Annotated in this window: 16 protein-coding genes; 2 read left to right on the top strand and 14 right to left on the bottom strand. The window is 46.0% G+C overall.

Going from position 1 to position 18,691, the window contains the following annotated elements:
- Position 1: 1 nt before the first annotated feature.
- The 5 genes from AC9UH7_RS01020 to AC9UH7_RS01000 all read right to left on the bottom strand — a co-directional run bounded on the left by AC9UH7_RS01020 (position 2) and on the right by AC9UH7_RS01000 (position 6,282).
- Positions 2-1,120, bottom strand: coding sequence for an ABC transporter permease (locus AC9UH7_RS01020; protein WP_509593895.1), 1,119 nt, complete (start codon positions 1,118-1,120; stop codon positions 2-4).
- Complete coding sequence (locus AC9UH7_RS01015) at positions 1,117-2,622, bottom strand: ABC transporter ATP-binding protein (protein ID WP_509593893.1); 1,506 nt, start codon at positions 2,620-2,622, stop codon at positions 1,117-1,119. The genes AC9UH7_RS01020 and AC9UH7_RS01015 overlap by 4 nt, the downstream gene beginning before the upstream one ends.
- Positions 2,623-2,734: 112 nt before the next feature.
- Positions 2,735-3,787 (bottom strand): BMP family lipoprotein, encoded by a 1,053-nt coding sequence (locus AC9UH7_RS01010; RefSeq protein WP_509593890.1) that lies wholly within the window; start codon positions 3,785-3,787, stop codon positions 2,735-2,737.
- 181 nt (positions 3,788-3,968) lie between these two features.
- Positions 3,969-4,967, bottom strand: coding sequence for a tryptophan--tRNA ligase (gene trpS, locus AC9UH7_RS01005; protein WP_509593888.1), 999 nt, complete (start codon positions 4,965-4,967; stop codon positions 3,969-3,971).
- 19 nt (positions 4,968-4,986) lie between these two features.
- Complete coding sequence (locus AC9UH7_RS01000) at positions 4,987-6,282, bottom strand: hemolysin family protein (RefSeq protein ID WP_509593886.1); 1,296 nt, start codon at positions 6,280-6,282, stop codon at positions 4,987-4,989.
- A 171-nt stretch (positions 6,283-6,453) separates the two neighbouring features.
- On the opposite strand from AC9UH7_RS01000, the gene AC9UH7_RS00995 reads away from it, so the two are divergent.
- A complete protein-coding gene (locus AC9UH7_RS00995; RefSeq protein ID WP_509593883.1) occupies positions 6,454-7,533 on the top strand; it encodes an ABC transporter ATP-binding protein in 1,080 nt (359 codons plus the stop codon).
- 64 nt (positions 7,534-7,597) lie between these two features.
- Here AC9UH7_RS00995 and AC9UH7_RS00990 read toward each other — a convergent pair whose 3' ends face one another.
- The 9 genes from AC9UH7_RS00990 to pcrA form a co-directional block, all read right to left on the bottom strand.
- Complete coding sequence (locus tag AC9UH7_RS00990; protein WP_509593880.1) at positions 7,598-8,812, bottom strand: NADP-dependent isocitrate dehydrogenase; 1,215 nt, start codon at positions 8,810-8,812, stop codon at positions 7,598-7,600.
- A 32-nt stretch (positions 8,813-8,844) separates the two neighbouring features.
- Positions 8,845-9,795, bottom strand: a complete 951-nt coding sequence (mdh, locus tag AC9UH7_RS00985) for a malate dehydrogenase (RefSeq protein WP_509593877.1) — start codon at positions 9,793-9,795, stop codon at positions 8,845-8,847.
- A gap of 256 nt (positions 9,796-10,051) precedes the next feature.
- Positions 10,052-10,891 (bottom strand): bifunctional methylenetetrahydrofolate dehydrogenase/methenyltetrahydrofolate cyclohydrolase, encoded by an 840-nt coding sequence (locus AC9UH7_RS00980; RefSeq protein ID WP_509593874.1) that lies wholly within the window; start codon positions 10,889-10,891, stop codon positions 10,052-10,054.
- Between the two features lie 21 nt (positions 10,892-10,912).
- Positions 10,913-12,451 carry a bifunctional phosphoribosylaminoimidazolecarboxamide formyltransferase/IMP cyclohydrolase gene (gene purH / locus AC9UH7_RS00975; RefSeq protein ID WP_509593871.1) on the bottom strand — a complete coding sequence of 513 codons (1,539 nt, stop codon included), beginning with the start codon at positions 12,449-12,451 and terminating at the stop codon, positions 10,913-10,915.
- Positions 12,448-13,014: a phosphoribosylglycinamide formyltransferase gene (gene purN, locus AC9UH7_RS00970; protein ID WP_509593868.1), complete on the bottom strand. Its 567-nt coding sequence runs from the start codon at positions 13,012-13,014 to the stop codon at positions 12,448-12,450. The genes purH and purN overlap by 4 nt, the downstream gene beginning before the upstream one ends.
- Positions 13,011-14,090 carry a cell division protein PerM gene (locus AC9UH7_RS00965; RefSeq protein WP_509593866.1) on the bottom strand — a complete coding sequence of 360 codons (1,080 nt, stop codon included), beginning with the start codon at positions 14,088-14,090 and terminating at the stop codon, positions 13,011-13,013. The genes purN and AC9UH7_RS00965 overlap by 4 nt, the downstream gene beginning before the upstream one ends.
- A 2-nt stretch (positions 14,091-14,092) precedes the next feature.
- Positions 14,093-14,974 (bottom strand): succinate--CoA ligase subunit alpha, encoded by an 882-nt coding sequence (sucD, locus tag AC9UH7_RS00960; RefSeq protein WP_509593863.1) that lies wholly within the window; start codon positions 14,972-14,974, stop codon positions 14,093-14,095.
- Positions 14,974-16,137 carry an ADP-forming succinate--CoA ligase subunit beta gene (sucC, locus tag AC9UH7_RS00955; protein ID WP_509593861.1) on the bottom strand — a complete coding sequence of 388 codons (1,164 nt, stop codon included), beginning with the start codon at positions 16,135-16,137 and terminating at the stop codon, positions 14,974-14,976. Before sucC ends, sucD begins: the two co-directional genes overlap by 1 nt.
- A gap of 42 nt (positions 16,138-16,179) precedes the next feature.
- Positions 16,180-18,420 (bottom strand): DNA helicase PcrA, encoded by a 2,241-nt coding sequence (gene pcrA, locus AC9UH7_RS00950; RefSeq protein WP_509593859.1) that lies wholly within the window; start codon positions 18,418-18,420, stop codon positions 16,180-16,182.
- Positions 18,421-18,446: 26 nt separating this feature from the next.
- On the opposite strand from pcrA, the gene AC9UH7_RS00945 reads away from it, so the two are divergent.
- On the top strand, positions 18,447-18,691 hold a 245-nt coding region (locus AC9UH7_RS00945; RefSeq protein ID WP_509593856.1), incomplete at its 3' end, for a PIG-L deacetylase family protein.

The raw sequence follows: 18,691 nt of genomic DNA, 5'->3' as shown, positions 1-18,691 counted from the left end.
TTCACGCTTGCACCACCTTTGCTAGCTCATTACTTTGCAGAGTTAACTTAAATCGCCGCACAACTTCATATGCAATAACAGAACTCAGAAGAATTGAGCCCTGCATGATCACATATGTCTCAGGTGCAATATCAATGAGTTCTAATGAACGTGAGCTAACTTCAAGGAAGCCAAATAGAAGCGCGCTAATTGCCATACCTCCTGCAGAGTTACGACCAAGAAGTGCAACTGCAATCGCAGAGAATCCAATACCTGCACGGAAGCCCAAGTTATATGAGTGTGTTTGGCCAAGAACTTCTGGCAATCCTGAAAGACCTGCAATAGCTCCAGAAATAACAAGTGCGATGAAGGTCATCTTCTTAGAGTTCACACCACTGACGCGTGCAGCAATCGGATTTAACCCAGATGCTCGTAACTCAAATCCAAAGCGAGTGCGGTTAACAACGAACCAGAAAATTAAGCCCAGAGCAACTGCGACAAAGAACATGCCGTACACGCCTCCACCAGGTTGATCTTCAACACCAAGCTTGCGCAAAAGTGGCATCAAATCTGGAACCTGGGCAGAAGCTGGTAACTCTTTTGTTTGAAGATTGTTTGAACCTTCTTCAACTAGTGCAAAGTGTTTTGACAATAAGTAAGCCGACAAGCCACCTGCAAGGCTGTTGAGCATAATTGTGGAAATAACCTCATTTACTCCACGTTTTACCTTCAAAAATGCAGCGATCGCAGCCCAAAGTCCTCCAAATGTCATTGCAACAATAAAGACCGCCGCAACATGGAGGACTGGCGGAAGAACAAACATGGCACCGATGTAGCAGCTAAAGAGAGCGCCTAAGCGCAATTGTCCTTCAACTCCAATATTAAACAGACCTGCTCTAAAGGTTACGGCGATTGCAATTGCGGCGATGTAATAAGGAGTTGCGGTATTAACAATCTCCATCAAGGATCCAGCCTCGGTGCCGTAATCCCACATAGTTCTAAAGGCTTCTAGTGGAGATTTCTTACTAACAATAACTGCAATGCTTGAAATCGCGATTGAAAATACTGCCGCCGCAAGTGGCGCAGCAACAGCTAGACCGATTTTGCTCGGTGTAAATTTTCGTGTCAGAGAATTGCTCATGCTGCACCTGTCATTGCAGAACCTAATTGCTCTGGAGTTGTTTTTGCAGGGTCTAACTCCGCCGTCAATTTGCCGCGCAACATAACCAAGAGTCGATCTGACATTCCAATCAACTCCTCTAGATCTGCTGAAATAAGAACAATTGCCATTCCCTTTTCGCGAGCTTTCCGAAGCACATCCCAAATAGCACCTTGCGCGCCAACATCAACTCCGCGAGTTGGATGTGATGCGACCAAGAGTGCTGGAGCTTTGCTCATTTCGCGGCCTACAATAAATTTCTGCTGATTTCCACCTGACAATGCCGCTGCCAAAGTATCTGGACCAGGTGCCCGCACATCAAACTCTTGCATGATTGTGCGAGTGCTCTCAATTGTTGCTTTCTTATCAATAACAAATCCACGCATAACTGGCTTGCTGCGTTGATGTCCAAGGATTCTGTTCTCCCACAATGGTGAGGACATCATTAGAGCTTGTCGCTGACGGTCTTCCGGAATTAAACCAATACCAAGATCATGCCTATCAGCAACACTTAACTCATCGATTGATGAGCCATGAAATTCAATCGATCCCGTGTAATCACGCAGTCCCATAATGGCCTCTACTAATTCAGCCTGACCATTTCCTTCAACGCCTGCAATGCCAATAACTTCACCGGCGTGGAGATTAAAGGTGATATTTGAGATTAAGTCTCGGCTGCCAGTGGCAGTAGGAATAGTGACATCCTTGAGAGCCAAAGTGATTTCTTCTCGTCGAGTATGTCCTAGTGTGGAAGGCTTCGGTAATTCACTTCCAACCATCAGCTCAGCGAGTTGACGAGCTGTCACATCTTTTGATTTCACTTCAGCAACTGTGGAACCTTGTCGGATCACAGTGACTTCATCTGCCACTCTCAATACTTCATCAAGCTTGTGTGAGATAAAAATCAAGGCCATGCCTTGGGCACGTAAGCCTTCGAGTGCCTTGAAGAGATCATCTACTTCTTGCGGAACTAGAACCGCAGTAGGTTCATCGAAAATTAGTATGTTTGCACCACGGAATAAAACCTTCAAAATTTCTACGCGCTGGCGCTGTCCAACACCTAGCTCTTCGACCAAGACATCTGGATCTATATCCAATCCATACTGCTGAGCCATTTCTACAACTTTTTCCCGTGCGCCAGCAAAATCTATAGTGACTCCGTGATGTGGCTCTGAACCCAAAATTATATTTTCTAGAACAGTGAAATTATCAGCCAACATGAAGTGCTGATGGACCATGCCAATGCCAGCATCAATTGCATCATTAGGAGTTTTAAAGTGAACCTGTTGACCATTTACTAGAATTTCACCAGCATCCGGGCGTTGCATCCCATAAAGGATCTTCATAACAGTTGATTTACCTGCGCCATTTTCACCAACGAGAGCGTGGACCGTGCCGGTCTGAACTTTCAGTGAGACATCTTTGTTGGCTATTACGCCAGGAAAGCGCTTACTGATGTGTCGCAGTTCTACTGCTACTGACACTGGCAATCTCCTTTGACTGTTGCGGTGAGAAAAGCATTTGGCCCAACAAGGAGATTTAACTCCATTGTTGGGCCAAACACTACTTTCTAATTGCGTTTATTCCAAAAAGCGATTATGGCTTTGTTGGAACCTTGATCTTTCCTGACTTGATTGCAGCAGCAGCCTTATCGATCTGTGCCTTGTACTTGGTGATGTATCCACCTGAGTATGAGACGCCAACGCCATCAAGTGAGAGGTTATATACGCGACCGTAGATACCGTTCTCGTCAAGGATGTCGTTTACAGATGAGCCTGCAACAGCTGTTGCAATTACGTCGTAAACAGCACGGTCAACGCGCTTGATCATTGATGTGAGCATGTTCTTCTTCTCTGCAGCTGAGGCTGTTAGGTACTGATCAGAGTCAACTCCGATAGTCCAAACCTTCTTGCCAGCCTTTGCAGCATCGGTTGCAGCTGCGAAGTTACCCGCACCTGATCCACCTGCTGCTGAGTAGATAACATCGATACCCTTATCGATCATTCCCTTAGCAATAACCTTTGCCTTAGCTGGGTCATTGAAACCACCGAAATCAGGTGGCTCTGTGACGTACTTGACGTCAACAGTTACTGACTTCTTTGTTGCCTTAACACCAGCAACGAATCCTGCTTCAAACTTCTGTAGTAGTGGAATACGAACTCCACCGATGTAACCAACCTTGCCTGACTTTGATGCAAGTGCTGCTGCAACGCCAGCTAGGTATGAACCCTGCTCTTCAGCGAATACAAGACCTGCAACGTTTAGTAGGTCAACTGATGCATCATCGATGATTCCGAATTGAACATTTGGATAATCTGATGCAACCTTCTTGATTGGTCCTGCGTATAGGAAGCCAACAGCAATGATTGGGTTGTATCCAGCTTTTGCTAGCAAGCGAAGCTTGTCTTCACGCTCTGAATCAGAACCTGTTGTAACTGTTACTTCACGAGCTGTAACACCAAACTTCTTCTTAGCTAGATCTAGACCAGCTGCTGCTGAATCGTTGAATGACTTATCGCCACGTCCACCGATGTCATAAGCAAGGCCAACTTTTACCTTAGTTGCTGCTGTTGCTGATGGTGCAACAAATGCTGTTACAGCCATAACAGTTGCAGCAACAACTGCTACAAGACGAAATACTTTCTTCAATTTTCCTCCAAGGATTCAAGGGGATCTTCAATATCTGCTTTTAAGGGCAATTACGGAAGGTTTCTGTAATTGGGAGCCTATAACTCACCCATGATTAAACTCAACAAGCGAGCCTTTATTTTGGTATCGGGGGTGTAACGTTTTGGAAAACTCTCAAGTTGGGGTTGAGGAAAAGAAGCCTTTATCGCACTAAACCGAGGTTTTTGTAGGTTTCCTGAAGGGTTTCCGAGGCAACGCTGCGAGCTTTCTCTGCACCCTCATGGAGAAGGTCAATGAGGTGCTTTTCATCTTCTAAGAGTTCAAGTGCCTTAGCCCTGATCGGCCGGAAGTGCTCAACCACCACTTCAGCCACAGCAGTCTTAAAGTCTCCGTATCCCTTACCTTCAAATTGAGTTTCAAGATCTGAAATTGAAGTTCCGGAAAGTGATGAATGAATAGTTAGCAAATTACTAATGCCTGGTTTTTCTTTTTCATCAAATGTAACTTCTCGGCCCGCATCTGTTGCGGCGCTTTTGATCTTTTTTGTATTGGCTTCAGGAGTATCCATTAGTTCTAAAACCCCTGATGTCGAACCCGAGGATTTGCTCATTTTTGAAGTTGGCTCTTGCAGGTCGTAAATCTTTGCTCCTGCTTTCAAGATGTAGCCCTCTGGCAATCTAAAGGTTTCACCAAATCGAGAATTAAAACGAGTAGCCAGATCACGGGTTAATTCAATGTGTTGACGTTGATCTTCTCCAACCGGAACAAAATGGGCTTGATATAAAAGTATGTCTGCGGCTTGCAACATCGGATATGTAAAGAGACCAACACGGGCTGTGTCTGCTCCGCCCTTTGCTGATTTATCTTTGAATTGAGTCATACGGCTTGCCTCACCAAAACCTGCAAGACATTCCATAATCCAGCCCAATTGATTGTGTTCTGCAACATGAGACTGCACAAATAAGGTTGATTTTTCAGGTGAAATTCCTAGGGCAATCAACTGGGCAGCAGATGCCAAAGTCCGCCTTCTAAACAACGCTGGTTCAATTTCACCAGTGAGTGCATGTAAATCAACAATGCAATAAAAAGCATCATTGCCTTCTTGTAATTCAACCCATTGCTTTAGAGCGCCCAGATAATTTCCGAGGTGGAAGGAGTCACTTGTTGGCTGAATGCCTGAAAGAACTCGCTTCTGTGTCATGCCGATAATTCTTTCACAACTATGCTGATCGCGAGATCAATAACTGCCCTGCGCGTTTGCCTTCCATTGATAACACCGTGATTCGGATGCCATTAACGTTCACTACATCGTGCTCGCGTGGGATTCGACCTAAGAAATGCATGACAAATCCACTGGCAGTCTCATATGGACCTTCTGGAATTTCGAGGTTGGTCTGCTCGATTAAATCCTCAATAGAAATAAGCCCATCTACTTCGAAATCACCTGTGCGCTCTTCATGTGAAATTTCATCCTCATGGTCGTCATATTCGTCACGGATATCCCCCACAAGAACTTCGACTAAGTCTTCTAGGGTGACGATTCCATCGGTCCCACCATATTCATCAAGAACAATTGCCAGGTGCTGCCCTTGCATACGCATCTCCGTTAGGGCTGGCAAAATCCCTTTCGTACCAGGCAAATACATAATATTTCGAGCTAACTCAACAATCTTGGTTCCCTTGGATGCAAGGGAGGTATCCAACAAATCGCGAACGTGAATAAATCCAACAACCTCATCAGATGAGCCTCGAACAACTGGGTAGCGAGAATGCGCCTTATCAACTGCTAGTTCAATTGCTTTACCAACAGTCAATGAGGCATCCATGAAATCAACTTCAGTACGGGGCACCATAACTTCGTGCACCTGACGTTCTGAGGCATTAAAAACTTCTTCGACAATGTCGCGTTCCTCTGCGGTCAATGCAGCATGGCCGACAACTAAGTCGAGTAGCTCTTCTTCAGACATCTGACTGCGCTGCTCTTTAGGATCAATACCAAATGCGCGCACCACAAAGTCTGTTGACTTTGAAAGCAACCAAATAACTGGGCGGAAGATATTTGCAACAATATTGATGGTTCCAGCAGTAGTCATCGCGATTTCTTCAGCTCTAAAAAGCGCGACTCGCTTAGGAACTAGCTCTCCAAAGACTAAAGAGAAATAGGCGATCACAAGAGTCACACCAATAAGGGAGATAGTTGCACTCCAGCCCTTTGAAATTCCTTGGGACTCAAGCCATGGAATTACATAATCGCCTAGCTGATCTGCACCTAATGCTGCAGAGAGAAATCCGCTGACAGTCACGCCAATTTGAACAGCGGCTAATAAGCGGTTGGGGTGTTCTGCAAGGGCTGCAACGCGAGCGCCTCGTTTTCCACGGGATGCGATTTGACGCACCTGGCTATCTCGAAGAGATATGAGAGCAATTTCTGCAGCAACGAAAAAGGCGGCCAAGATAATCAGGCCAGCGATGGTTGCTAGGTCAACGAGCAGTGAAGCCAACGAGGGAGGTTCCATTATGTGAGAAGTATACGATCTCCAGGAGATCTCATAAAGCCGGCCGTGGCGCTGAGCCAGATCTTCCCTTGAGCGGCGTTTGTGCGTAATCTAGCGCCGTTGGCCAACCGGCCATCACCTTCATCCTCGGACCGTCGGGCACGTACCTGCCCGGAGAAGGAGAGAAATCTCATGGCATCAGTAGTTTTTGATGGCGCATCACGTATCTATCCAGGAACAACAGCACCTGCAGTCGACAAGCTAAATCTCACCGTTAATGATGGAGAGTTTTTGGTTCTTGTTGGTCCATCAGGTTGCGGTAAGTCAACATCACTTCGTATGTTGGCTGGACTTGAAGAAATTGATGGCGGTCGCATTTTAATTGGCGATCGCGATGTAACAAATGTTGCACCAAAAGATCGCGATATCGCGATGGTGTTCCAGTCTTATGCACTGTATCCACACATGACAGTTGCAGAGAACATGGGCTTTGCCTTAAAGATTGCAGGAACTCCAAAAGAAGAGCGCGAACGTCGCGTCCTTGAAGCAGCAAAGTTGCTTGACCTTGAGCCATACCTAGAGCGCAAGCCAAAAGCTCTTTCTGGTGGACAACGTCAGCGCGTTGCAATGGGTCGCGCAATTGTTCGTGAGCCTCAAGTTTTCCTTATGGACGAACCACTTTCAAACCTTGATGCGAAGTTGCGCGTAGCAACTCGTACACAAATCGCTGCCTTGCAGCGTCGCTTAGGAATCACAACTGTTTATGTAACACACGACCAAGTTGAAGCTATGACTATGGGCGATCGAGTTGCGGTATTGAAGGATGGATTGCTTCAGCAAGTAGATACACCACGTAATCTTTATGACAACCCAGCAAACGCATTCGTCGCAGGATTCATTGGATCCCCTGCTATGAACCTACTTATCGCACCTGTTGTGGGCGGTAAGGCGATGCTTGGAGATCTAGCCATTGATGTTCCAGCTTCTGCAGGATCATCTGTGACAGTCGGTGTTCGCCCAGAAGGCTTCACACCGTCATCAAAGGGCTTCCATGTACTAGTTGAAGTTGTTGAAGAGCTTGGTTCAGATGCATTCGTTTATGGAAAGCCAGCTGATTCATCAGTTAAGTTTGCTAATGCAGCAGATGAAGGTGCGCAAGTAATTGTTCGCTGGGATCCAAAGAACCCTCCAAAGCCAGGTCAGACAATCACTGTCGAAGCAGCTAAGGGCGCAGTTCACTTGTTCAACTCAGCAACTGGAGAACGCGTTTAATTAGATCAGTAAAAAACCCGCGAGAGCCAATGGCCACCGCGGGTTTTTTGTTGCCTAAATGCGCTTATGCCATGGCCTTCTTGAGGTTCTCATCAATTGAATTCAAGAACTCTTGAGTTGTTTGATACGGAGCATCCTTTGAAATCAAAAGAGATAAATCCTTGGTCATCTTTCCTTGCTCGACAGTCTCAATGCACACTCGTTCTAAAGTTGCACAGAACTTTGCAAGCTCTGGGTTGTTATCCAGCTTTGCACGGTGTGCAAGACCTTGAGTCCAGGCAAAGATTGAAGCAATTGGGTTTGTTGATGTTGCCTTACCTGCTTGGTGATCACGGTAGTGACGTGTCACTGTTCCGTGAGCAGCCTCTGACTCGCAGATCTTTCCATCTGGTGTCATCAACACGGAAGTCATCAAACCAAGTGAGCCGTAACCCTGTGCAACGGTGTCAGATTGAACATCGCCGTCATAGTTCTTACATGCCCAGACGTATCCACCTTCCATACGTAAAGACATTGCAACCATGTCATCAATCAGGCGATGCTCATACCAAATTCCAGCAGCATCAAATTGTGTCTTGAACTCTGCTTGGTAGATCTCTTCAAAAATATCCTTGAAGCGACCGTCATAAGCCTTAAGGATTGTGTTTTTCGTTGAAAGATAGACAGGAAACTTACGGAGAAGTCCGTAGTTAAGGGATGCACGGGCAAAGTCGCGAATTGAATCGTCAACGTTATACATTGCCATTGCAACACCTGAAGATTCAAAGTTGAAAACTTCTGTGTTAATTGGTGCAGATCCATCTTCTGGCACAAATGAGATTGTTAGCTTTCCTGGACCTGGAACTTTAAAGTCTGTTGCACGGTATTGATCACCAAAAGCGTGACGTCCGATAACTATTGGCTTAGTCCAGTGTGGAACCAAACGAGGAACATTGCTGATAATGATTGGCTCGCGGAAAATCACTCCGCCAAGAATGTTGCGGATTGTTCCATTAGGAGACTTCCACATCTTCTTCAAACCAAACTCTTCAACACGTGCCTCATCCGGAGTGATAGTTGCGCACTTGATACCAACGCCATGCTTTTGAATAGCCCGTGCTGAATCGATAGTCACCTGATCATCAGTTGCATCACGGTGTTCCATGCCCAAGTCGTAATACTCGAGATTCACATCCAGGTAAGGCAAAATCAATGAATCCTTGATGAACTGCCACATAATGCGGGTCATTTCATCGCCGTCTAATTCAACGACTGTGCCTGTAACTTTGATCTTGCTCATTGAGTCTCCTTTATTTGTATATTAAAGATTGCCTAGAGTGTTTGGACATCTGCTTGCTTTGCACGAACTGCTTCTGCTGCCTCTTTAAGGGCTGCAACTTCTGAATCAGTTAATGCGCTTTCGACAACCTTCTTGATACCGGTGCGACCAATTTCAGCTTCAACGCCAAGATAAACACCAGAAATTCCGTACTCACCGTCAACCCAAGCACACACAGGCATTACTGCCCCTGAATCTTCAATAATAGCCTTGGCCATTCGAGCTGCTGCTGCAGATGGTGCATAGTAGGCAGAGCCTGTTTTAAGAAGTGCAACGACTTCTGCACCACCATTGCGTGTGCGATCCACAAGTTCTGCAATCTCTTCTTGTGAGAGAAGATCTGTTAGTGGCTTGCCATCAACTGTGCAACGGCTTGGAACTGGGACCATTGTGTCTCCATGTGATCCAAGAGTCAGAGTCTTAACAGCGGCAACTTTTACTCCAAGTTTTTCTGCAACAAAGTTTGTAAAACGTGCTGTGTCCAACATTCCAGCCTGACCCATTACGCGGTTCTTTGGAAATCCTGTTGCGATCTGGGCTAGTGAGGTCATTTCATCTAATGGATTAGAAACCACAATAATTACTGCATTAGGTGAGTGCTTTGCAATGTTTTCTGCAACACCACGGACGATTCCTGCATTTACATCAATCAAATCCATACGGCTCATACCGGGCTTACGAGGGAGTCCTGCTGTAATAACGACAACATCTGAGTTAGCTGTAGCTTCGTAGCCAGCACCTTCAGCAGTGGTTGTTGCGCCAATAATTTTTGTTTCAAAACCTTCAATCGAGCGCGATTGATTCATATCTAAAGCCAAACCTTCAGGCTTACCTTCGACGATATCTGTTAATACAACAGTGTCGAAAAGATCATATTCAGCTAAACGAAGAGCTGTTGTTGAACCATAGAAACCGGCACCGACTACTGTGACTTTGCCACCCATCGTGACTCCATTCATGCGTATTTGCGAATAGGTGAACTCTATCGCCCGTTCGGAAGGGCAATCGCCAGCGCAAAAAGGGCTAAAGCGATAACAACGGGTAAATAAAACTCTATGCGGCGGAAATTTCCAGCTTTGAGTGCGATGCCCAAGGTTCCTGCCGCAATAAAAAGTGATCCACCTCGCACTATCCCGGAGGCCCCAAGAACCACCCCTACCAGGACAGCGAGGTAACTAACTATAGAAAGCAAGCGATTATTTAACTGCATGCATCAACCACATTTGTTAGCAGCATGGCCCGCGTCATTGGGCCGACCCCACCAGGCATTGGTGAAACGTATGACGCTTTTGCATAAACACCAGGACAAACATCGCCATCTAATCCTTCTGGAGTTCTAGATATTCCAACATCAATTACTACTGCGCCTTCTTTGATCATTTCAGCTTTTAGGAAATGTGACTGCCCAATTGCAGCAACAACAATGTCAGCGTTCCTTGTGTGTTGCAATAAATCTTTTGTGCCAGTGTGGGTAAGTGTCACAGTTGCATTTTCTTGTTTGCGACTTAGTAGCAACCCGAGCGGACGTCCTACTGTTAATCCGCGACCAATAACAGTTATCTCTGCACCATTGGTTGTGATGTTGTAATGATCAAGTAGCGCGACAATTGCACGCGGTGTGCATGGCAATGGTGCGTCGTATCCTGAAACCAAACGACCAAGATTTAAAGGATGCAAACCATCTGCATCTTTGTCTGGATCAATAGCTTCCAATACTTTTTGGGTATTAACACCCTTCGGTAATGGTAATTGAACTATGTAACCAGTACATTCCTTGGAAGAATTCAAATCCGCAATAGCGGCAAGAACATCTCTCTCGGTTGCACTCTCTGGTAAGTCAACACGGATTGAGTTGATCCCAACTTCTTTGCAATCGCGATGTTTTCCGCCGACATAAGAATGAGAACCAGGGTCATCACCAACAAGTACTGTTCCGAGGCCAGGCGTTACTCCCTTGTGCTTTAGCGCAAGTACGCGAGTTGTCAGATCGGCCTTAATGACAGCTGCAAGTGCCTTGCCATCTAGAATCTGTGCGCTCATGGGTAAAGCCTATCTATTCGACTATGCGTGAGAGAAATGCCTAGTGCCCGTGAAAAACATGGCTATTCCAGCAGCCTGCGCAGCTGCAATAACCTCATCATCGCGCACACTTCCGCCAGGTTGTATAACGGCGGTAACGCCTGCATCAATCAAAATCTGCAGCCCATCTGCAAATGGAAAGAATGCATCACTTGCAGCAACAGAGCCTTTAACGCGATCACCTGCGCGTGAAACTGCAAGACGTGCGGAATCCACACGATTGACCTGTCCCATACCAATTCCAACCGAGGCGGTGCCTTTTGCAAGCAAGATCGCATTGCTCTTTACTGAGCGCACACTGCGCCATGCAAACTCAAGATCCTTCATCGTCTGTATGTCTACTGCCTTGCCACTTACTTGCTTCCAATGTGTAGGCAAATCACCTTCGGCATCGATTAAATCAGTTGATTGCAGAAGCACTCCCCCGGAAACTGGGCGAAGTTCAAAGGCATTTATCGATGTTACATCGCATTTCAATATACGAATCGATGGTTTCTTCATAAGCAGTTCAAGAGCATCGGCTTCGTAATCTGGCGCAATGATTACTTCTGTGAAGATTTTTGATAATGGCTCTGCCATTGCAAGATCAACTGTGCGATTTGCTGCAACGACTCCACCAAACGCCGATACTGGATCACACTCATGTGCACGCTGATATGCAACTGCAACCCCCAGTTCACAAACAGCGACGCCACATGGGTTTGCATGCTTCATGATGGCAACAGCAGGATCACGATGATCCAACACTGCACGCCACGCTGCTTCTGCATCTGTGTAATTGTTGAATGACATTTCCTTGCCATGTAGTTGCTGTGCACCAACAATCCCGGCAGTTCCACCTGAATAGATTGCGGCAGCTTGATGTGGATTCTCTCCATAGCGCAGGGAGTTTTCTTTACGCCATATGTGCCCAAACCAATCAGGTAATTCCTGAGAATCTGATTTGCCTAACCAGCTTGCTATAGCTAAATCGTATTCAGCCGTTGTTCTAAAAACCTCTAGTGCCAATTGACGACGCTCTACTTCTGTAAAACCACCAGATTTAATTGCATTTAGAAGTTGGTCATATTGGGAAGTTTGGCAAATAACAGCCACAGAGCCATGGTTTTTCGCAGCCCCACGAAGCATTGATGGACCACCGATGTCGATTTGTTCTATACATTCTTCAAAGTTGGCACCTGATGCAAGCGTGGATGCAAATGGATACAAGTTAATAACCACGAGATCAAATGGTGCGATATCTAGATCAGCGATTGCAGCTAAGTGTTCTGGATTGTTTTGATCCGCCAGAATTCCACCATGAATTCGTGGATGCAAAGTCTTTACTCGCCCACCCATAATTTCAGGAAAATCTGTGTAGGTGCTGACTTCAGTCACAGCAATCCCAGCATCAGCTAGATTCTTTGCAGTCGATCCTGTAGATAAAATCTCAATTCCTGCAAAATTAAGAGCCTCACCCAATTCAAGTAGGCGATCCTTGTCATAGACACTGACTAATGCACGGCGAATTTGTTTTTTCATCGAGGAATAGTCTCCAGTGTCGGTGTAATCAAAGCTATGGTCGCAACAATGAGACCGCGCTCTACTTTCTTAATTCTCTCATGAAGAGTGGCTTCATCATCGCCGGGCAACACCGGCACCTCCATCTGGGTAATGATCGGTCCGGTATCTACGCCAGCATCAACCCAATGAACAGTTGTACCTGTGACCGTTACACCTGCTGCCAAAGCATCACGAACTGCATGTGCGCCTGGAAATTCTGGAAGCAATGCTGGATGACTATTAATAGTTGGAAAGGAATTTACGAAATCTGCCGATAAGATTTTCATGAAACCTGCGCTAACGACTAAATCTGGTTGGTATTTCTTCACCTGATCAAATAGATCTCTATCCCATGCCTGGCGATCACCCTTCAACTCAATGATTGAGGTGTTAATTGCGGCCTTCTTAGCTCTATCTATGACCTGCGCATCTGCTTTATCCGAAACTACTGCGACAACTTGAATATCCAGATCTGGAGCATCCAAAATCGCCTGAGCAAGTGAACCTGCACCTGAGGCAAGGATTACAACGCGCTTTCTCATGTCCGCTTGAAAAATCTCGGTACATACAGCGCTAAAGCAGCACCTACCACTAGCTCGACTGCTATTGCCAATGTGAATTTCCAGGTAGAAACTCCCACTGCTGACATAGTCTCTGTGATCAACGCACCGCTTGCGGAATATCCAATAAATGCTGCAATCAGAATTGCCACAATCAAACTTTGATGTAAAACCTTAAAGTTAAGGGCTACTGTCCAACTTGCAAGGAGCGCACCTGCAAAGACAATAAGGGCGATGCCAATTAATGCGATTGTTGACTTACCTTGAGGTAGCGCGCCTAACAGTGGCATTGCAGGAAGTGTATTTAAACGATATGAAAGTGGCGAAACTAATGTGCCCGATCCAACGGCAAATCCAACTCCTGAAAAATATGCAAGTGTGGCAACTGCTGCGTTGGGCAAATACAAAACATTTAGCAATAGCAAAAGAAGACCCCCGAAGATGCCGGGTTGCAAAGCAATAGTCAGGTTCTTAACCATTGATAAATTCAGAAGCAGGCAAATGCCAAGAATGATTGATGATGCACCTAAGAGCAAGGCGATGATGCGAGAGCCAAATAGAAATCCTTGGCCTAAAGCAACTTTGCGTCCAACGGTAGAGCCAACTAAAAGCGTAAATGGCAAGACATAAATAAGTGCGAAATACCAAACTGGCTTTACTGTCTCAGTTTTTGAAAAAAATGAAGCCAATAGAGCAAACAGGGTGTAGCAGATAGCAAAGATGACTCGAGCAGGACCAGCCAAAGAAGAATCATTGTCTAGTCGTTCAATAGTGCGCGCTATGCCATTGCGAATTGCAAGTACTGGAAAGACCAGAGCGCCAAGTGGAAGATATGAAAGATAACCATTTAAGCCAGAGGGTGGCAGTGCTAAAGAAAAAGGGATCTGGTGAGCACCAATCCAGATCCACAACGCTGCACGTAAAGGATCTCCCGTATTGCCTGTTGCGCTACCTGCAGTAGCCCAAGCGAGAAGGGCAATAAATGATGTGGGAAGTAAAAGCCATGCAACGCTACGCAGGACCTGGGGCAATGCTGCTCCAAGTACCCGCGTGAACATTGTTATCGACCCAGAATTGCGCGTAACAAACGCGCGGTTTCACTAGGTGTTTGGCCAACCTTAACTCCAGCTGCTTCCAAGGCATCTTTCTTCGCTTGCGCAGTTCCTGAAGACCCAGAAACGATTGCGCCTGCGTGACCCATTGTTTTACCTTCTGGCGCAGTGAAACCTGCAACGTAACCAACAACTGGCTTTGTTACATACTCAGAGATAAATGCTGCAGCACGCTCTTCTGCATCTCCACCGATTTCACCAATCATCACAATCGCTGTTGTGTCTGGATCATCTTGAAATGCTCGCAAGCAATCGATGTGTGTTGTTCCAATAACTGGATCTCCACCAATTCCAACTGCAGTGCTAAATCCAATGTCTCGGAGTTCATACATCATTTGATAGGTAAGGGTTCCAGACTTTGACACTAATCCAATAGGACCTGACCCAGTGATGTCTGCAGGAATAATTCCCACATTTGATTTTCCTGGGCTAATCAATCCTGGGCAGTTAGGACCGATTATCTGCGTCGTTCCCTTTGTCTGCGAGTATGCATAGAAGCTTGCAGAATCATGAACAGGAATACCTTCTGTGATCACAACAACTAGTGGCATCGTTGCATCAATGGCATCAATGACAGCAGCTTTGGCAAACTTAGGTGGAACGAAAACAACAGAAACATTGGCACCTGTTGCACTCATTGCTTCAGCAACTGTGTTGAATACAGGCAACTGATGACCGTCGATATCGACAACCTGTCCACCTTTACCTGGAGTAACTCCGCCGACAATCTTTGTGCCTGAAGCCAACATACGGCGAGTGTGCTTGGTTCCTTCGGAACCTGTCATTCCCTGAACAATTACCTTGCTTGCATCATTGATAAAGATAGACATTACTTCGCCGCCAATTCTGCAGCGCGATTTGCTGCTCCATCCATAGTGTCTGCCTGCTCCACCAACGGGTGGGCGGCCTTAGCCAAAATTGCACGGCCTTCGACAACGTTGTTTCCATCGAGGCGAACAACAATTGGCTTTGTCGCCTTAGGCCCAAGTAATTCAAGGGCTTGCACAATTCCGTTTGCAACAGCGTCACATGCGGTAATTCCACCAAATACATTAACGAAAACGCTCTTCACATCGGCATCTCCAAGAATGATCGAAAGTCCATCAGCCATGATTTGTGCCGATGCACCGCCACCGATGTCTAAGAAGTTAGCTGGGCGAACCCCGCCGTGTTTTTCGCCAGCATAAGCAACAACATCAAGGGTGCTCATTACAAGTCCAGCGCCATTGCCAATGATTCCAACTTGTCCATCAAGTTTGACGTAGTTGAGACCCTTTTCTTTAGCAGCTGCCTCTAAAGGATTTTCTGCATCTTGGTCAACTAGTCCTTGATGATCTGGTTGACGGAAATCAGCGTTGTCATCAAGAGTTACCTTGCCATCTAAAGCAATTATTTTTCCATCATTTGTTTTCACCAATGGATTGACTTCAACAAGAGTTGCATCTTCGCCCTGGAATACATCCCATAACTTCAGTAAAACATTTGCAACTTGGTCTGCAACATCTGCAGGAAATGCTGCTGCTGCAACTATCTCTTTTGCCTTAGCTAAAGAGATTCCATCAACTGCGGATACTGGAATCTTTGCAAGTTTCTCTGGGGCGGTATGTGCGACCTCTTCAATATCCATTCCACCTGAAACAGATGCCATGACAAGAAATGTGCGATTTGAACGGTCTAGCAAGATTGATAGGTAGTACTCGGCTTCAATAGGTGCTGCTGCAGCGATCATTACAGTTCGAACGGTGTGACCCTTAATATCCATGCCGAGGATTGCGCCAGCTTTTTCGCGAGCATCTTGTGGGTTCTCAGCAAGCTTTACGCCTCCTGCTTTGCCACGGCCACCAACTTTTACCTGTGCCTTTACGACCACCTTGCCACCAATATCAGTTGCAGCTTTTTCTGCTTCATCTGCTGTTGTGGCAATTGCTGCAGCTAAAACAGGTACTCCATGTTTTTCAAAAATATCTCGGGCTTGGTATTCAAAGAGATCCACTGGGGCTCACAATCTATTGGCCGGCATATATACGGGGTAATCCTATAGTTTCTCAACAGGTGCATAACGCAGCAGCAAACGCTTCTCTCCGTACTGACCGAAGTTAATTGTCGCTTCGGCTTTGTCCCCGGCCCCCGCAACGGCTACTACCGTGCCTAATCCGAATGTGTCATGTGACACACGCTCACCAACAGCTAGCTCCATGGCAGCGCTCTTTTTGCCAGTGGCTCTTGGTGGCGGTGTGGTTGCAACACGAGTACGTGTGACAAATGATGGCGACAAAGATGCTCTACCTTCGTTGCGCCATTCAATTACCTCTTCGGGAATTTCATCTAGAAAACGTGAAGGAGGATTGTAATTTGGTGCTCCCCATGTTGAGCGATATTCAGCTCGTGAAATATATAGACGTTGACGCGCACGAGTTAAACCAACATATGCAAGACGACGTTCTTCTTCAATCTCATCTTTTTCTCCGAGAGTACGCGAGTGAGGAAATATTCCATCTTCCATGCCAGTGAGAAATACTGTTGGGAACTCAAGACCTTTCGCGGTGTGCAGAGTCATCATTGTGACAACACCTCCATGATCCTCTCCTTCTGGAATTTCATCTGCATCAGCAACAAGAGAAACTTTCTCCAAAAATCCTGCTAATGAAATCTCCTCATCTTCGCCAAGTTCCTCAAATGGGCGTTCTTCATACTCCATAGAAACTGCTACTAACTCTTTTAAGTTTTCGACGCGAACTTCATCTTGAGGATCGGTGCTATCGGCTAACTCTTTAAGTAATCCTGACTGTTCAAGTGCCGCTTCAACAATTACTGAGGGTTTAGTTTTAGCCTCAACCAACACCGCTAAAGCGCTAACCATTGAAGTGAATTCAGTGATCGCCAGGGCTGCGCGAGCTGGCACAGATCCATTCTCATTCACCCGCAATAATCCTTGCCAAAAAGAAATGTTGTTGTTGCGAGCAAACTCATCGACGTAATCAAGTGAAGTGTCACCAATGCCTCGCTTTGGCACATTGATGATCCTGCGAAGAGAAATCTCATCCTCAACATTTGCTAAAACCCTCAGATATGCCAGTAAGTCCTTTACTTCTCGGCGTTCATAAAATCGCAGGCCTCCAACTACTTTATAAGGAAGGGCATTGCGCATGAATACTTCTTCAAAAACACGAGATTGTGCATTAGTTCGGTAAAAAATTGCGGTATCTCCAGGCGTTGAAACCCCTTCACGCTGAAGAGATCGAATTTCATCTGCGATGAAGTTGGCTTCATCATGCTCGCTTTCGGCAACATATCCAGTCAGTGGTGCCCCAGATCCTGCATCAGACCACAAGTTCTTCTCTTTGCGGCTTTCGTTTTTAGTTATGACTGCGTTAGCAGCGTTAAGAATGTTTTGCGTAGAACGATAGTTCTGCTCAAGTAAGACAGTCTGGGCATTTGGGTAATCCAGTTCAAACTGCAGAATATTTCGAATAGTAGCTCCGCGGAATCCATAAATTGATTGATCAGCATCACCGACTACACATAGTTCAGCTGGAGGCTGACCCTCCAGTTCAGTGCCAACAAGTTCTTTGACCAAAATGTATTGAGCATGGTTTGTATCTTGATATTCATCAACCAAAACGTGGCGAAAGCGAGATCTAAATCGTGCCTTTGCTTCAGGGTAGCGCTGGAGAACTTCTACTGTCTTTAGAATCAAATCATCAAAATCCATGGCATTCGCGCGGATTAGGCGCTGCTGATAAACCGCATAAACATCAGCAACCACCTGTTCAAACTGGTTGCTTGCTGCATTTAAGTAATCCTGTGGGCCTAGAAGTTCATTTTTTGCATTTGAGATCATGGATTGAAATTGGCGAGCTGGATATCGCTTGGGATCTAAGTTTAATTCCTTGGCAACAATTGTAATGAGTCGCTGTGAATCAGCCGAGTCATAAATACTAAATGAATTGCTATACCCAAGGCGCGTTGCTTCTTGGCGCAAGATGCGCACACATGCTGAGTGGAAAGTCGAGACCCACATAGATTTAGCGATTGGGCCAACCAAATCTGCAACACGCTCTTTCATTTCCCCAGCAGCTTTGTTTGTGAAAGTGATTGCCAAAATTTGATATGGAGCAACGTTACGTCTAGACATTAAATATGCGATGCGGCGAGTAAGTACCCGAGTCTTTCCAGATCCAGCACCGGCAACGACCAATAATGGGCCGCCTGAATGTGTAACCGCCTCCGATTGCTGAGGATTGAGTCCCTCAAGTAATGGATCGATTTCAGTCATGAGGAGGAGTCTAATAGTCTTGCTACATGGAACCGATCGCAGATAACGAGATCAAGCGCGTCTTGGTCGTAAACGCCCACCCTGATGATTCTGATTTCGGGGCCTCCGGAACTATTGCCCAATGGGTGAAAAAGGGAATCGAAGTTGCTTACGTGTTTTGTACTAACGGCGATCAAGGTGGAGAAGAGTCAGGCTTTACGAAAGAAGAGATGCCAGCAATTCGACAACGTGAACAACGGGCAGCTGGTGCTGCAATCGGTGTCACAGATAT

Origin of the sequence: Candidatus Planktophila sp. (assembly GCF_044348745.1) — a bacterium.
In the GTDB taxonomy this organism is placed as follows: Bacteria; Actinomycetota; Actinomycetes; order Nanopelagicales; family Nanopelagicaceae; genus Planktophila.
This window is presented reverse-complemented; position numbering and strand designations above follow the sequence as displayed.

Bases quoted from the DNA above. Each gene is read 5' to 3' on its own strand.
- AC9UH7_RS01020 (WP_509593895.1), bottom strand. From the start codon at position 1,120: ATGAGCAATTCTCTGACACGAAAATTTACACCGAGCAAAATCGGTCTA.
- trpS (WP_509593888.1), bottom strand. From the start codon at position 4,967: ATGACACAGAAGCGAGTTCTTTCAGGCATTCAGCCAACAAGTGACTCC.
- AC9UH7_RS01000 (WP_509593886.1), bottom strand. From the start codon at position 6,282: ATGGAACCTCCCTCGTTGGCTTCACTGCTCGTTGACCTAGCAACCATC.
- AC9UH7_RS00995 (WP_509593883.1), top strand. From the start codon at position 6,454: ATGGCATCAGTAGTTTTTGATGGCGCATCACGTATCTATCCAGGAACA.
- AC9UH7_RS00990 (WP_509593880.1), bottom strand. From the start codon at position 8,812: ATGAGCAAGATCAAAGTTACAGGCACAGTCGTTGAATTAGACGGCGAT.
- mdh (WP_509593877.1), bottom strand. From the start codon at position 9,795: ATGGGTGGCAAAGTCACAGTAGTCGGTGCCGGTTTCTATGGTTCAACA.
- AC9UH7_RS00980 (WP_509593874.1), bottom strand. From the start codon at position 10,891: ATGAGCGCACAGATTCTAGATGGCAAGGCACTTGCAGCTGTCATTAAG.
- purH (WP_509593871.1), bottom strand. From the start codon at position 12,451: ATGAAAAAACAAATTCGCCGTGCATTAGTCAGTGTCTATGACAAGGAT.
- purN (WP_509593868.1), bottom strand. From the start codon at position 13,014: ATGAGAAAGCGCGTTGTAATCCTTGCCTCAGGTGCAGGTTCACTTGCT.
- AC9UH7_RS00965 (WP_509593866.1), bottom strand. From the start codon at position 14,090: ATGTTCACGCGGGTACTTGGAGCAGCATTGCCCCAGGTCCTGCGTAGC.
- sucD (WP_509593863.1), bottom strand. From the start codon at position 14,974: ATGTCTATCTTTATCAATGATGCAAGCAAGGTAATTGTTCAGGGAATG.
- pcrA (WP_509593859.1), bottom strand. From the start codon at position 18,420: ATGACTGAAATCGATCCATTACTTGAGGGACTCAATCCTCAGCAATCG.